Origin of the sequence: Saccharothrix sp. NPDC042600 (assembly GCF_040647305.1) — a bacterium.
GTDB classification, from domain to species: domain Bacteria; phylum Actinomycetota; class Actinomycetes; order Mycobacteriales; family Pseudonocardiaceae; genus Actinosynnema; species Actinosynnema mutabilis.
In genome coordinates this window covers 22,591-35,556 of record NZ_JBEZBW010000006.1, presented here as the reverse complement: position 1 = coordinate 35,556, position 12,966 = coordinate 22,591, and the positions used below count along the sequence as shown (strand labels likewise).

The window sequence follows — 12,966 nt, the reverse complement described above, 5'->3', positions numbered from 1 at the left end:
ACCGGTGAAGACTCTCAGCGACCTGATCGCCGAGGGTGTGTCGGGTCGGCGCGTCCTGGTGCGCGCCGACCTGAACGTCCCCCTCGACGGCGACAAGATCACCGACGACGGCCGCGTCCGCGCGTCGGTGCCCACCCTCAAGGCACTGGTGGACGGGGGCGCGCGCGTCCTCGTCGCCGCGCACCTGGGCCGCCCCAAGGGCGAGCCCGACCCGAAGTTCTCCCTCGCCCCGGTCGCGGTGCGGCTCGGCGAGCTGCTCGGCCAGACCGTCGAGCTGGGTGCCGAGGCGGGCGCGGACGGCACCGTCACGCTGCTGGAGAACATCCGCTTCGACCCGCGCGAGACCAGCAAGGTCGACGCGGAGCGCGAGGCGTTCGCCGAGGAGCTGGCGGCCAAGGCGGACGCGTTCGTCTCCGACGGCTTCGGCGTCGTGCACCGCAAGCAGGCGTCGGTCTACGACGTGGCCAAGAAGCTCCCGCACTACGCGGGCGGCCTGGTGCTGGCCGAGGTCGAGGTGCTGCACAAGCTCACCGAGGACCTCCAGCGCCCGTACGTCGTGGTGCTCGGCGGCGCGAAGGTGTCCGACAAGCTCGGCGTCATCGCGAACCTGCTCACCAAGGTCGATCGGCTGCTCATCGGCGGCGGCATGGCCTACACCTTCCTCAAGGCCCAGGGCCACGAGGTCGGCGGCTCGCTGCTGCAGGAAGACCAGCTGGAGCAGGTCTCCGGCTTCCTCGCCGAGGCGGAGAAGCGCGGCGTCGAGCTGGTGCTCCCGGTGGACGTGCTCGCCGCGACCCACTTCGCCGCCGACGCGGAGTTCGAGGTCGTCAAGGCCGACGCCATCCCGGCCGACCGGCAGGGCCTGGACATCGGCCCGGAGACCCGCGAGCTGTTCGCCGCCAAGCTGGCCGACGCCAAGACCGTGTTCTGGAACGGACCGATGGGCGTGTTCGAGTTCGACGCGTTCGCCGGCGGCACCCGTGCCGTGGCCGAGGCGCTGGTGAAGAGCGAGGCGTTCACCGTGGTCGGCGGCGGCGACTCGGCCGCGGCCGTGCGCGCGCTGGGCCTGCCCGAGGACGGGTTCTCGCACATCTCCACCGGTGGTGGGGCGTCTCTGGAGTTCCTCGAAGGCAAGGAACTCCCCGGCGTGTCGGTCTTGGAGGACTGATGGCTTCGCGTCAGCCGCTCATCGCCGGCAACTGGAAGATGAACCTCAACCACCTCGAAGCGATCGCCCTGGTGCAGAAGATCGCCTTCGCGCTGCCGGAGAAGTACTTCGCGAAGGTCGAGGTGGCGGTGCTGCCGCCGTTCGTCGACATCCGGTCCATCCAGACCCTCGTCGACGGCGACAAGCTGCTGCTCAAGTACGGCGCGCAGGACCTGTCCCCGCACGACTCGGGCGCCTACACCGGCGACGTGTCCGGCCCGATGCTGGCCAAGCTGGGCTGCTCCTACGTCACCGTGGGCCACTCCGAGCGCCGCGAGTACCACCACGAGGACGACGACCTGGTCAACCGCAAGGTCAAGGCCGCCCTCAAGCACGGCGTCACGCCGATCTTCTGCCTGGGCGAGCAGCTCGACGTGCGGGAGGCGGGCAACCACGTCCAGCACTGCACCGACCAGCTCGTGGCGGGCCTGAAGGGCCTGTCCGCCGAGCAGGTGAAGGACGTCGTCGTCGCGTACGAGCCGGTGTGGGCCATCGGCACCGGCAAGGTCGCCTCGTCCGCCGACGCGCAGGAGGTGTGCGCGGCCCTGCGGGCCAAGCTCGCCGAGCTGCACGGCGAGGACGTGGCTTCGGCCGTTCGGGTGCTTTACGGCGGTTCGGTCAAGTCGGGCAACATCGGCGAGCTGGTCGCGCAGAAGGACATCGACGGCGCCCTCGTGGGCGGTGCGAGCCTGGACGCGGACGAGTTCACCAAGCTCTGTGCCCTGGCGGCCGGCGGCCCTCTACCCTGAGTCTCGAACATCCCCAAACCACCGCGGTGGTCCACGGTCGGCAGTTGACCGGGTACTCTGTGGCGTCACCTGCCTGACAGCGAGGAAGAAATGATCCTGTTCCTTCAGATCCTGCTGATCGTCTCCAGCTTGCTGCTCATCCTCCTGGTGCTGCTGCACCGCGGTCGCGGCGGCGGTCTGTCCTCGTTGTTCGGCGGCGGTATGCAGTCGAGCCTGTCCGGGTCGAGCGTGGTGGAGAAGAACCTGGACCGCCTGACGCTGTTCGTCGGCGCGATCTGGGTGATCGCCATCATCGGCATCGGACTGCTGCTCAAGGTCAACTGACGACAGGGATAACCACAGTGGTGGGGGTGTGAGGGTCGATGGCTGGTGGTAACGCGATTCGCGGTACCCGCGTCGGCGCAGGCCCGATGGGCGAATCGGAGCGCGGCGAGTCCGCGCCCCGGCGCCGGGTGTCGTACTGGTGCGCCAACGGGCACGAGTCGCGTCCGTCGTTCGCGGTCGAGGCGGAGATCCCGGAGAACTGGGACTGCCCGCGGTGCGGTCTGCCGGCGGGCCGGGACGAGCAGGCCCCGCCTGCTCCTCCGCGCAACGAGCCGTACAAGACGCACTTGGCGTACGTGAAGGAGCGCCGCTCCGACGCGGACGGCGAGGCGATCCTCGAAGAGGCGCTCACCAAGCTGCGCAAGCAGCGGGAAGAGCCCTAGCAGGTGCCGGCACGACGGCCCCCGGCGGACTCCCGAGTCCACCGGGGGCCGTCGTCGTGCCCGGAGCGGGGTGGGTCGGCGGGCAGGCCGAGGCCGAGCAGCCGGCGGAGGGTGGCGTGGCCAGGTGCGCTTCGGCTCGGCCCGGCGCAGCTCGGCCCGGCCCGGCGCGGCCCGGCGCGGCTCGGCCCGGGCGCAGCTCGGCTCGGCTTGGCTCCACACCCCGTTGGCCCGGCGCGCGCGTGCCCGGTCGGCGTTCCCCCGGCGACCCGGTCAGCTGCGGCGGCGCAGGGCGCTGAACTGGCGGCGCAGGAGCAGCGCGCCCACCAGGATGAAGAAGACCAGGACCACCAGGGTCGAGGTGGTGCCGCCGGTCGAGCTGGTCAGCGCCACGTCCACGCTGCCCACCAGCACGATGCCGCAGTCCGCCCGGATCACGTGCCGCCCCGGCTGGATCGTCGCGAACTCCACCCGCGTGCTGAACGTCCCCGACCCGTCCGCCCGCGCCTTGCCCACGTCCTCGCCCAGCGACGACAGCTTCACCTCCGACCCCGGCCGGCACCCCGTCCCGGTCGCGGTCAGCGGGTCGCCGGGCTGGATGTTGTCCTTGTCCAGGGTCAGCGCGCCGTCGCCGTCGAACGGCTTGGTGGTCGTGGCCGGAACCGACGTGCTGCCGGAGTCGGTGGTCGTGGTCGTCGTAGTGGTCGGCGAGGACGTGGTGGTCGTCGGCGGGCGGGTGGTGGTGGTCGGCGCGGTGGTCGTCGTGACCGGTGGGACGGTGGTGGTCGTGGTGACCGGGGGACGGGTCGTGGTGGTCGGGGTGGTCGTCACGGTGAAGCTGTCGGTCGGGTACGCCGACGCCGCGCACACCGGCACCGCCGTCACCCGGTGGCCCCCGACGGACGCGCCGGCGGGGACGGTGGCCGTGCCGGAACCCGCGCCCCGGCCGGTGTGGCGGCCGGAACCGACCACCTGTCTGCCGTCCCACATGATGCGCACCGTGTAGTCGGAGCAGTCCGGGTCCAGGTACACGCCGGTCCACGACAGCGTGAACGTGGCGCCCGCCGGACCGGTGTCGGGAGTGGCGACCGCGGCGGCCGAGGGCTGGGCCGATGCCGGTGTGGCAACAAGGGTCGTAACGCCATAGGCCACGGCACCGAGTAGAGCTAGTGTTCCAGCCGTTCGCATACCGACTCCCGGACTCGTCCGTGCCCATGAACTTTCGAGGTGCCCCTGTGAGACGCATTATGAGCAGGGTCGGTTTACTGCTCTTCCTCGGGATCTTCCTGGGCGGCGGCACCTCCACCGCGCACGCCGTCACCCCCGACGCGGTCACCGTGAGCGCCATTGTGGACGGCAAGCGGGTCACCGCGGACGACGAACTCGTGCTCGACCCGGCCACCTCGACGCGCGTCGAAGTGACCGTCCACAACGGAACGGACACCGTCCGCCACGTCAAGACCGTCCGCCTGACCGGCACCGCGCTGGCGCTGACGTTCTTCTCCTACGACACGACCGTGCCGTTCGACGTGCCCGCGAAGCAGAGCGTCACCAAGGCGTTCGTGCTCGACCTCGGCCAGCTCGGCACCCAGGCGACCGGCCTGCTGCCCACCGACATCGAGGTGCTCGACGTCAACCGCGAGGTCCTCGCGACCGTCGGCGCGACCGGTGACGTCCGCGGTTCGCTGTGGTCGGTCTACGGGGTGTTCGGCATCGCCGTGTTCGTCCTGACCCTGCTCGCGTGGGCGGGCGCGCTGTGGGGCCTCGCGCGGCGCAAGCTGCCCGCGAACCGGTGGCGGCGCGCCATGCAGTTCCTGCCCGCCGGCGTCGGCACCGGCCTGGTCGCGGTGATCTCGCTGTCCGTGCTGCGCGTGGTGGCGCCGTCGCCGGCCGCCGAGATCCCGTTCCTCCTCGGCGCGGCGGCGGCGGCCCTGCTGCTGGGCTACCTGACCCCGCACCCGGCGCCCGACGACCCGCCCGCCGACCCGGAGGCCACCCAGCGCATCACCCGCCCGCTGCCGGGCGGTGCGGCGTGACGGTGAGCCCCAGCGTCGTCGCGGCCCTGCCGCAGTACGACATCGGCGGCCAGATCGGTCGCGGCGGCATGGGCGTGGTGTACGCGGGCGTGCACCGGCCGCTGGGCCGCCCGGTGGCGATCAAGCGCCTCCCGCGGGTCCTCGCCGAGGACGACCGCATGAGCGCCCGGTTCGAGCACGAGGCCCGGCTGCTGGCCCGCCTGGACCACCCGCACATCGTGCCGGTGTACGACTACGTCCAGCACCACGGCGAGCACCTGCTGGTGATGGAGAAGCTCGACGGCGGCACGGTGTGGTCGAAGTTCAGCGAGCACGGCTTCACCCCCGCCCAGTCCTGCGCGCTCCTGCTGGCCGCCCTGTCCGGCCTGCACGCCGCCCACGGCGCGGGCGTGCTGCACCTGGACGTGAAGCCCAAGAACCTGCTGTTCACCGCGCAGGGCGCGTTGAAGGTCGCCGACTTCGGCATCTCCCAGGTGGTCAGCGAGGGCGCGACCCTGGTGACCCACGGCGGCCAGGTCCTGGGCACCCCCGCCTACCTGGCCCCGGAACAGGCGCTGGGCAACCCGCTGAGCCCGGCGGCGGACGTCTACGGCGCGGCCACCGTGCTCTACGAACTGCTCAGCGGACGCCTCCCGTTCGACAGCGGCGGCGGCGCGCTGGCCATGATCCAGCGCCACGTCCACCAGGACCCGCGTCCGCTGACCGACGTCCCGCCGCCGCTGGCCCAGGTCGTCATGCGCGGCATCCGGCGCGACCCGCAGTCCCGGTACCGCAACGCCGAGACGTTCGCGATCGACCTGGCGGGCGCCGCGGCGGAGGTCTTCGGCCGGGACTGGCTCATGCGGGTGGGCCTGCCGGTGCACCTGGCGCCGCGGGTCGCGGCGGCGAGCACCCGTCCGGCCACCCACCCGTCGGTGCCGCGGGAGACGTTGGACATCCCCGTGCGGGCCACGATGGTGGACCAGCCGCCGGTGTGGTCCGGACAGCAACCCCTGGTCCCCGCGAAGGACCTGATCGCACCGCCCAAGCCCGCGGTGTGGTTCGCGGTCGCGGCGGCGTTGTCCGCGCTGCTGCTGGTGGCCCTGCCGTTCGCCGTGCCCGGCCGCGACCTGCCGGTCGTGCGGCAGGACATGACCAAGCCGGTGGCGGTGGAGGGCGCGACCCGGCTCACGGTCGAGGCCGTGGGCATCACGCTGGCCGACGTGGCGGGCCTGGGGTCGTTCGACCTGCCCGGGGCGAGCCGGTGGATCATCGGCGGGGCGGCCTCGGCGACGGCGGAGACGGCCGAGGGGGAACGCGAGTTCTCCCTCCAGCCGACGACCACGCCGATGATCAGCATCATGGGCGCCGGCAGCGCCGTGCTGCTGCTGTTCACGCTGGCCTACCTGGAGTCGCTGCTGAGGTCGCTGCGCCGGCGGCAGTCCGGCACGGCGGCGGTGGTCGCGGCGGCCCCGCTGGGCTTCGGGCTGGGTGTCGCGGTCTGGCTCCTCCCGACGGTCCTGCTCCGGCACGAACCCGCGCTGTGGCCCGCCGTCGTGGGCGGCGTGCTGGGCGCGTGCACGGCGGTCTTCACCGCCATCGCCACCAGACGGGCGGCACAACGGCACTGAAGTTGGTTCGGCGTGCACGGCAGGGGGGAGTGCGCGCCGAAGTCGTGGGACCGGTCGTTCTCGCGGGCCGGTCGTTCTCGCGGGTCAGTCGATCTTGCGGGTCAGCGGGAAGGTGACCGCCACGCGGAAGCCGCCGTCGTCGCACGGTCCCGCCTCGAACGTGCCGTCCAGGAGGGCCGCCCGTTCGCGCAGGCCCACCAGGCCGTGGCCGCCGCTGGGCAGGGTCGCGCACTCGTGGGGCGCGAGCGGCGGGTCGTTGCGGATCTCCACGTGGAGTTCGTCGGCGTCCGCGTCGATGCGGACCGCCGTCGCCGCGCCGCCCGCGTGCTTGCGGACGTTGGTCAGCGCCTCCTGGACGGTTCGGTAGACCGCGCCGGAGATCGGGGCCGGCAGGTCGGCCACGTCGCCCAGCACGGTCAGCGCCGCGGGCAGGCCCGAGGACGCCAGCAGTTGCGGCAGGTCCTCGATCCTGGGCTGCGGCGAGTCGTCGCCCGAGGTCGTGCGCAGGACGCTGACCAACTGGCGCAGCTCGTCCAACGTCCGCGTGCTCAGCATCCGGATCGTGCCCGCCACCTGTTGGGCGTCCGGGTCGGCCGCGGCCATCCGCAGGGCGCCCGCCTGCATGGCGATCAGGCTCACCTGGTGCGACACCACGTCGTGCATCTCCCGCGCCAGGCGGGCGCGTTCGTCGGCCCGCACGGCGTGCGCGTGCAGCATCCGCTCGCGCTCCCGGCTCTCGGCCAGCTCGGCGATGCGGGCGGAGAGCTGCTCCCGCGCGTGCGCCAGCAGGCCGATCGCGATGGGCATGCCCGCCACGATGCAGCCGTAGATGGCGTCGTGGACGTGGGTCTTCCAGTCCAGCGCCAGGAACTCCTCCGGCGGCCACAGGAAGAACCGGCTGAACCACACCAGGCCCGCCGCGACGTAGGTCTGGGTGGACAGCAGCTTGCGCCGCGCCAGCGTGCCCAGGGCGATCATCGCCGCCAACTGCGCCATGCCGGCCAGGAAGCCCGGGACGGTCAGCAGGACCACCAGGAACGGGAACCGGCGGCGGAACACCAGCGCCGCGACCGCCACGATGGACAGGGCGTAGTTGTAGACCTTCGCGTCCGGCGCGAACCAGAACCACACGTCGAACGCCGCGATCGCCACGGCCGCCACGTCCAGCAGGAGCTGCCGGTGCCGGGCGAGCCACGCCCGGAGGCCGCGGGCAGCGTCGGCCACCCGTTCGGTGGGGACGCCGTTGACCCCGCCGCTCGGCAGCCTCTCGACAGCGTTGCCGGCCAGGACCCGTCCTCCCGTCTCAGCCATCCGCCGCTTGTCACCGTACTGGGCTGTCATCACGCTTGGCATGACCCGCTCCTTAGCCCCCGCCGTCCTCGCACCGTCCACCCTCACCCAACGAGACGTGCCGATTACTCGTACGGGACGCGGAGCCGTCCACAAAGTTGCGAGCGCGAACGTCCGCTCAGCGGACGCGTGAACGAGATCACGCCGCCCACCCGGAGGTGGACGGCGTGATCGTGGTCGAACCGGTCAGGCCAGCGGCGGTGTGAACAGGTCGGGCACCTTCGCCGCCGCCGCCGAGTCGAGCAGCCACAGCGTGCGGCGCTGCCCGTGCGCGCCGGCCGCCGGGAGCTGGACCTCGCCGGCGCCGGTCAGGGCCATCGCCACGGCCGCCGCCTTGCCCGCGCCGGTGGTCATCAGCCACACCTCGCGGGCCCGGCTCGCGGCCGACAGGGTCAGGCTGACCCGGGTCGGCGGCGGCTTCGGGCAGTTGCGGACCGCCACGACCGTGCGCTCCTTCTCGTACACCGCCGGGGAGGACGGGAACACCGACAGCGTGTGCCCCTCCTCGCCCACGCCGAGCAGGCACACGTCGAACGACGGCACCGGGCCGTGGTCCTCCGGGCGGGCGTTCGCGGCCAGCAGCTCGGCGTAGGCGTCGGCCGCCGCGTCCGGGTCGTCGCCGAACCGGCCGTCGGAGGGCTCCATGACGTGCACCCGCGCCGGGTCCACCGGGACGTGGTCGAGCAGCGCCGCCCGCGCCTGGGTCTCGTTGCGGTCCGGGTGCCCGGCGGGCAGGAACCGCTCGTCGCCCCAGTACAGGTCCACGCGGGACCAGTCCACGGCGTCGCGCGCCGGGGTGGCCCGCAGCTGCTCCAGCACCGCGATGCCGGTCCGGCCGCCGGTCAGCACCAGCGACGCCGAGCCGCGTGCGGTCTGCGCGTCCACCAGCCGGGTGACCAGGCGGGCCGCCGCGGCGGCGGCCAGCAGGTCACCGTCGCGGTGCACCACCACCTCGGGCCGGCTCATCCCTTGGCCTTCGCCGCCGCGCCCTTGCCCGCGACCTTCACCGGGCCCCGGGCCGCCGTCTTGGCGGGCTTGGCGGGCTTGGCCTTGGCGGCCTTCGCCGCCTTGGCCGGGGTGCTCGCCTTCGCCGCCCCGGCCGCGTCGGTGGGCTGGTCCGCGGGCGCGTCGCCGTCGGGCTTGGTGGTCACCGGGGCCGGCGCGGCGCCGTTGGCCGAGGCCGCGGGCTTGCGGGTCACCGGCTTGCGGGCCGCCGCCGACGCGGTCTTCGCCGGCGTCCGGCCGCGCACGACCTTGCCCAGCGACCGCAGGGCCAGCTCGTACACCTCGTCCGGGTCCAGGCGGCGCAGCTCCTCGGCCAGGCAGTCGCGGATCTCGCGGCGCTGCAGCGCCACCCGCCGCTGCGGCTGGCCGGGCTGGGTCAGCGTGCCGACCTTGCCGTCCGGCCGGACCAGCTCCACCACCCCGGACTTGCGCTCCAGCCGCACGTCCACGATGCCCTCGCCGCGCACGGCCTTGTTCCGCTTCACCGGCGCCTTGAGCGACCCGGCGAGCCACGCCGCGAGCAGGTCGGTGGACGGGGAGTCCGCCTCGCCGCCGACCTCGGCCTCGGTCACCCGCTCGTACGGGGGCAGGTCGAACGCCGAGGCGAGCATGGCCCGCCACAGCGTCAGCCGCGTCCACGCGAGGTCGGTGTCGCCCGGCGTGTACCCGGCCCGGCGCTGGTCCAGCGCCTTGATCGGGTTCTTCTCCGCCGCCGCGTCGGTGATCCGCCGCTGCGCGAGCCGGCCGATCGGGTCCTGCGCGGGCACGGCCGGCGCCTCGTGCGGCCACCACGCCACCACCGGGGTGTCCGGCAGCAGCAGCGGCACCACGCACGACGCGCCCTCGTTGGCCAGCTCGCCGTACAGGCGCAGCACGATCACCTCGGACGCGCCGGCGTCGCCGCCGACCCGGATCTGGGCGTCCAGCCGGGGTGCGGCCCGGCGGGCGCCGCGCGCGACGACGATCACGCGGCACGGGTGCTCGCGGCTCGCGTCGTTGGCCGCGTCCACCGCGTCCTCGGTCTTCGCGCCGTCGTCGGTCACGATGACCAGGGTCAGGACCCGGCCGAGGGTGACCGCGCCGCCCTCCTCGCGCAGCTGCACGAGCTTGCTGTTGACCTGCGACGTGGTGGTCGAGGGCAGGTCGATGATCACGGACGCCTCCAGTGCCTGCCGGTGCGGGCCAGCATCTCGTCCGCCGACGCCGGTCCCCAGGTGCCTGCCTTGTACTTCTCCGGCGCGCCGGTGGCGGCCCAGTGCTTGAGGACCGGGTCCAGGATCTCCCAGGACAGCTCGACCTCGTCGTTCTTCGGGAACAGCGACGGCTCGCCGAGCAGCACGTCCAGCAGCAGCCGCTCGTAGGCCTCGGGCGAGGACTCGGTGAAGGCGTGGCCGTACCCGAAGTCCATCGTGACGTCCCGGACCTCCATGGTGTTGCCCGGCACCTTCGAGCCGAACCGCATGGTCACGCCCTCGTCCGGCTGCACCCGCACGACCAGGGCGTTCTGCCCCAGCTCCTCGGTGGCGGTGTCGTCGAAGGGCAGGTGCGGCGCGCGCTTGAACACCACGGCCACCTCGGTGACCCGGCGGCCCAGCCGCTTGCCGGTGCGCAGGTAGAACGGCACCCCGGCCCACCGGCGGGTGTTGATCTCGCAGGTGATCGCCGCGTAGGTCTCGGTGGTGGAGTCCTTGGCGAAGCCGCCCTCCTCCAGCAGGCCGGGCACCTTCTGCCCGCCCTGCCAGCCACCGGTGTACTGGCCGCGCGCGGTGGTCTCGTCGAACGGGCCGACCGGCCGGGTCGCCGACAGCACCTTGACCTTCTCCGCCCGCAGGTCGCTGGGCCGGAACGACACCGGCTCCTCCATCGCCGTGAGGGCGAGGAGTTGCAGCAGGTGGTTCTGGATCACGTCGCGGGCCGCACCGATGCCGTCGTAGTAGCCCGCGCGACCGCCCAGGCCGATGTCCTCGGCCATGGTGATCTGCACGTGGTCGACGTAGTTCGCGTTCCAGATGGGTTCGTAGAGCTGGTTGGCGAACCGCAGCGCCAGGATGTTCTGCACCGTCTCCTTGCCGAGGTAGTGGTCGATGCGGAACACCGACTCCTCGGGGAAGACGTCGTTGACGATCTTGTTGAGCTGCTTGGCGCTGTGCAGGTCGTGGCCGAACGGCTTCTCGATGACCACGCGCCGCCACTGCCCGGGGTTGTCCGCGGGCGGGGTGGCGAGGCCGGCGCGCTTGAGCTGGTTGACCACGGTGGTGAACGCGCTGGGCGGCACCGACAGGTAGAACGCGTGGTTGCCGCCCGTGCCGCGCTCGCGGTCCAGGTCGGCCAGCGTGGTGGCCAGCGTGTCGAAGGCGGTGTCGTCGTCGAAGGTGCCCTGGACGAACCGGATGCCCTCGGCGAGCTGGTCCCAGACCTCCTGCCGGAACGGCGTGCGGGCGTGCTGCTTGACCGCCTCGTGCACCACCTGCATGAAGTCCTGGTCGGCCCAGTCGCGGCGGGCGAAACCGACGAGCGCGAAGCCCGGCGGCAGCAGGCCGCGGTTGGCCAGGTCGTAGATCGCGGGCATGAGCTTCTTGCGCGACAGGTCACCGGTCACGCCGAAGATCACCAGGCCGCTGGGGCCCGCGATGCGCGGCAGCCGCTTGTCCCGCGGGTCCCGCAACGGGTTGCGCTTGGTCGGTGCGGTCACGACCCGTCCTCCTGGATGGCCTCGACGAGCTGGGCCAGCCCGGCGACCCGGTCGGTCAGGTGCAGCCGCAGCACGGGACGACCGCGCTCGGCCAGCACCTGGCCGTCGCCCAGCGCCTGCGCGAGCTGAAGCGTGCTCAGGTCGTAAGGCCTGCCCGGCACGTCGAGCTGGTACTCCGAGGCGCCCGTGAGCTGGAGGAACACGCCGTTCTGGTGACCGCCCTTGTGGTACTGGCCGGTCGAGTGCAGGAACCGCGGGCCCCAGCCGAACGTGGTCTGCAGGTGCGACCGCTGCGCCAGCTCCGCGCGGGTCAGCGCGAAGGACGCGTCGTCCAGCCGGTCCAGGTAGGCCTGCACGGACAGGTAGCCGTGGTCCGGCGCGGCGGCGACCAGCGCCTTGATCGCGTCGGCGACGGTCTTCACGTCCGGGGACAGCCAGCCCTCGCTCGGGTACACCTCGACCGGACCGTCCACGAAGGCCGGCTGGACCGGCGAAGCGGCCGGTGCGTCCAACAGGGACCGCGCCGCCTTCTTCGCCGCCTCCACGTCGGGCTGGTCGAACGGGTTGATCTCCAGCACCCGCCCCACCAGCGCGGTGGCGTACTCCCACACCAGGAACTGCGCGCCCAGCGTGCCCTCGACCGCGATCGAGGACGAGCCGGTGGCCGGTCCGATCGCGACGGTCGTGGCGTCCGAGCGGGCGTCCACGAACCCGGGCGCGCCCGGACCCTCGACCACGACCGGCAGCAGGCCGGTGCCGTTCTTGCCGGTCGACTCGGCGATAAGCTGCTCGGCCCAGTCGCCGAAGCCCTTGATGCCCGACCCGGTGTCGGCGAACACGATCTTCTCCGCGCCGTGCGCGTGCGCCACCGCGAAGGTCGCCGCGAGCACGATCGCCGGGTTGTCGGCGTCGTCGGCCGACACCAGCGGGGCCGCCGCGGCGGCCTCGTCCAGCAGCGCGCCGATGTCCGCGCCCGCGAGCCCGGCGGGCACCAGGCCGAACGCGGTCAGCGCCGAGTACCGGCCGCCCACGTGCGGGTCGGCCAGGAACACCCGGCGGTACCCGGCCTCGCGGGAGGCGGCCTCCAGCGGCGAGCCCGGGTCGGTGACCACGACGATCCGCGACGCGGCGTCGATGCCCTCGTCGGCGAAGGCCTTCTCGAAGATCCGGCGGTGGCTGTCGGTCTCGACGGTGCCGCCGGACTTGGACGACACCACGAGCACCGTGCGGGCCAGGTCGCCCTCCAGGGCGTCGGCGACCTGGCCGGGGTCGGTCGTGTCCAGCACGACCAGCGGCACGCCGGCGGTGCCGGTGATGACCTCGGGCGCGAGCGACGAGCCGCCCATGCCCGCGAGCACCACGCGGTCCACGCCCTCGGCGCGCAGCTCGTCGCGCAGCGCCTCGACCTCGGCGACCAGCGGCCGCGACGTCTCGTGCAGGGTGGTCCACGCGAGGCGGATGGACGCCTCGGACTCCGCCTCGGGACCCCACAGCGTGGCGTCGCCGGCGGTGAGCTTGCTCGCGGCCTGGTCGCGGACCAGGTCGCCCACCACGGTGGCGACCTGGTCTTCGTTCGGCGAGCGGACGATCTCCACAGAGATCACCTCGGTCAT

Annotated in this window: 12 protein-coding genes; 6 read left to right on the top strand and 6 right to left on the bottom strand. The window is 73.0% G+C overall.

The window, feature by feature from the left end; genetic code table 11:
* Positions 1-4: 4 nt before the first annotated feature.
* The 4 genes from AB0A74_RS06740 (at position 5) to AB0A74_RS06725 (ending at position 2,663) form a co-directional block, all read left to right on the top strand.
* Positions 5-1,168: a phosphoglycerate kinase gene (locus tag AB0A74_RS06740; protein WP_358247892.1), complete on the top strand. Its 1,164-nt coding sequence runs from the start codon at positions 5-7 to the stop codon at positions 1,166-1,168.
* Complete coding sequence (gene tpiA, locus AB0A74_RS06735) at positions 1,168-1,956, top strand: triose-phosphate isomerase (protein WP_358247891.1); 789 nt, start codon at positions 1,168-1,170, stop codon at positions 1,954-1,956. Before AB0A74_RS06740 ends, tpiA begins: the two co-directional genes overlap by 1 nt.
* Positions 1,957-2,046: 90 nt before the next feature.
* The gene (gene secG / locus AB0A74_RS06730) at positions 2,047-2,280 is read left to right on the top strand and encodes a preprotein translocase subunit SecG (RefSeq protein WP_358247890.1); all 234 of its coding nucleotides are present in this window, start codon (positions 2,047-2,049) and stop codon (positions 2,278-2,280) included.
* 38 nt (positions 2,281-2,318) lie between these two features.
* On the top strand, positions 2,319-2,663 hold the full coding sequence (locus tag AB0A74_RS06725; RefSeq protein WP_121227993.1) for an RNA polymerase-binding protein RbpA: 345 nt from the start codon (positions 2,319-2,321) through the stop codon (positions 2,661-2,663).
* A gap of 270 nt (positions 2,664-2,933) precedes the next feature.
* Here the strand turns inward: AB0A74_RS06725 and AB0A74_RS06720 are convergent, their stop codons facing one another.
* Positions 2,934-3,812 (bottom strand): hypothetical protein, encoded by an 879-nt coding sequence (locus tag AB0A74_RS06720; protein ID WP_358247889.1) that lies wholly within the window; start codon positions 3,810-3,812, stop codon positions 2,934-2,936.
* A 95-nt stretch (positions 3,813-3,907) separates the two neighbouring features.
* Here AB0A74_RS06720 and AB0A74_RS06715 point away from each other — a divergent pair, with 95 nt between their 5' ends.
* Both AB0A74_RS06715 and AB0A74_RS06710 read left to right on the top strand, forming a co-directional pair.
* The gene (locus AB0A74_RS06715) at positions 3,908-4,696 is read left to right on the top strand and encodes a hypothetical protein (protein ID WP_358247888.1); all 789 of its coding nucleotides are present in this window, start codon (positions 3,908-3,910) and stop codon (positions 4,694-4,696) included.
* Positions 4,693-6,306, top strand: coding sequence for a serine/threonine-protein kinase (locus tag AB0A74_RS06710; RefSeq protein ID WP_358247887.1), 1,614 nt, complete (start codon positions 4,693-4,695; stop codon positions 6,304-6,306). The genes AB0A74_RS06715 and AB0A74_RS06710 overlap by 4 nt, the downstream gene beginning before the upstream one ends.
* Before the next feature lie 84 nt (positions 6,307-6,390).
* Here AB0A74_RS06710 and AB0A74_RS06705 read toward each other — a convergent pair whose 3' ends face one another.
* The 5 genes from AB0A74_RS06705 to AB0A74_RS06685 all read right to left on the bottom strand — a co-directional run bounded on the left by AB0A74_RS06705 (position 6,391) and on the right by AB0A74_RS06685 (position 12,966).
* Entirely contained in the window at positions 6,391-7,659 is a 1,269-nt protein-coding gene (locus AB0A74_RS06705) for a histidine kinase (RefSeq protein WP_358247886.1), read from the bottom strand.
* Between the two features lie 183 nt (positions 7,660-7,842).
* Positions 7,843-8,622, bottom strand: a complete 780-nt coding sequence (gene pgl, locus AB0A74_RS06700) for a 6-phosphogluconolactonase (RefSeq protein WP_358247885.1) — start codon at positions 8,620-8,622, stop codon at positions 7,843-7,845.
* Complete coding sequence (opcA, locus tag AB0A74_RS06695) at positions 8,619-9,815, bottom strand: glucose-6-phosphate dehydrogenase assembly protein OpcA (protein ID WP_358247884.1); 1,197 nt, start codon at positions 9,813-9,815, stop codon at positions 8,619-8,621. Before opcA ends, pgl begins: the two co-directional genes overlap by 4 nt.
* Positions 9,812-11,353 carry a glucose-6-phosphate dehydrogenase gene (gene zwf, locus AB0A74_RS06690; protein ID WP_358247883.1) on the bottom strand — a complete coding sequence of 514 codons (1,542 nt, stop codon included), beginning with the start codon at positions 11,351-11,353 and terminating at the stop codon, positions 9,812-9,814. The genes opcA and zwf overlap by 4 nt, the downstream gene beginning before the upstream one ends.
* Entirely contained in the window at positions 11,350-12,966 is a 1,617-nt protein-coding gene (locus tag AB0A74_RS06685) for a glucose-6-phosphate isomerase (protein ID WP_358247882.1), read from the bottom strand. Before AB0A74_RS06685 ends, zwf begins: the two co-directional genes overlap by 4 nt.

Coding starts and splice junctions, on each gene's coding strand:
- tpiA (WP_358247891.1), top strand. CDS start 1,168: ATGGCTTCGCGTCAGCCGCTCATCGCCGGCAACTGGAAGATGAACCTC.
- secG (WP_358247890.1), top strand. CDS start 2,047: ATGATCCTGTTCCTTCAGATCCTGCTGATCGTCTCCAGCTTGCTGCTC.
- AB0A74_RS06725 (WP_121227993.1), top strand. CDS start 2,319: ATGGCTGGTGGTAACGCGATTCGCGGTACCCGCGTCGGCGCAGGCCCG.
- AB0A74_RS06715 (WP_358247888.1), top strand. CDS start 3,908: ATGAGCAGGGTCGGTTTACTGCTCTTCCTCGGGATCTTCCTGGGCGGC.
- AB0A74_RS06705 (WP_358247886.1), bottom strand. CDS start 7,659: ATGCCAAGCGTGATGACAGCCCAGTACGGTGACAAGCGGCGGATGGCT.
- pgl (WP_358247885.1), bottom strand. CDS start 8,622: ATGAGCCGGCCCGAGGTGGTGGTGCACCGCGACGGTGACCTGCTGGCC.
- AB0A74_RS06685 (WP_358247882.1), bottom strand. CDS start 12,966: ATGACCGAGGTGATCTCTGTGGAGATCGTCCGCTCGCCGAACGAAGAC.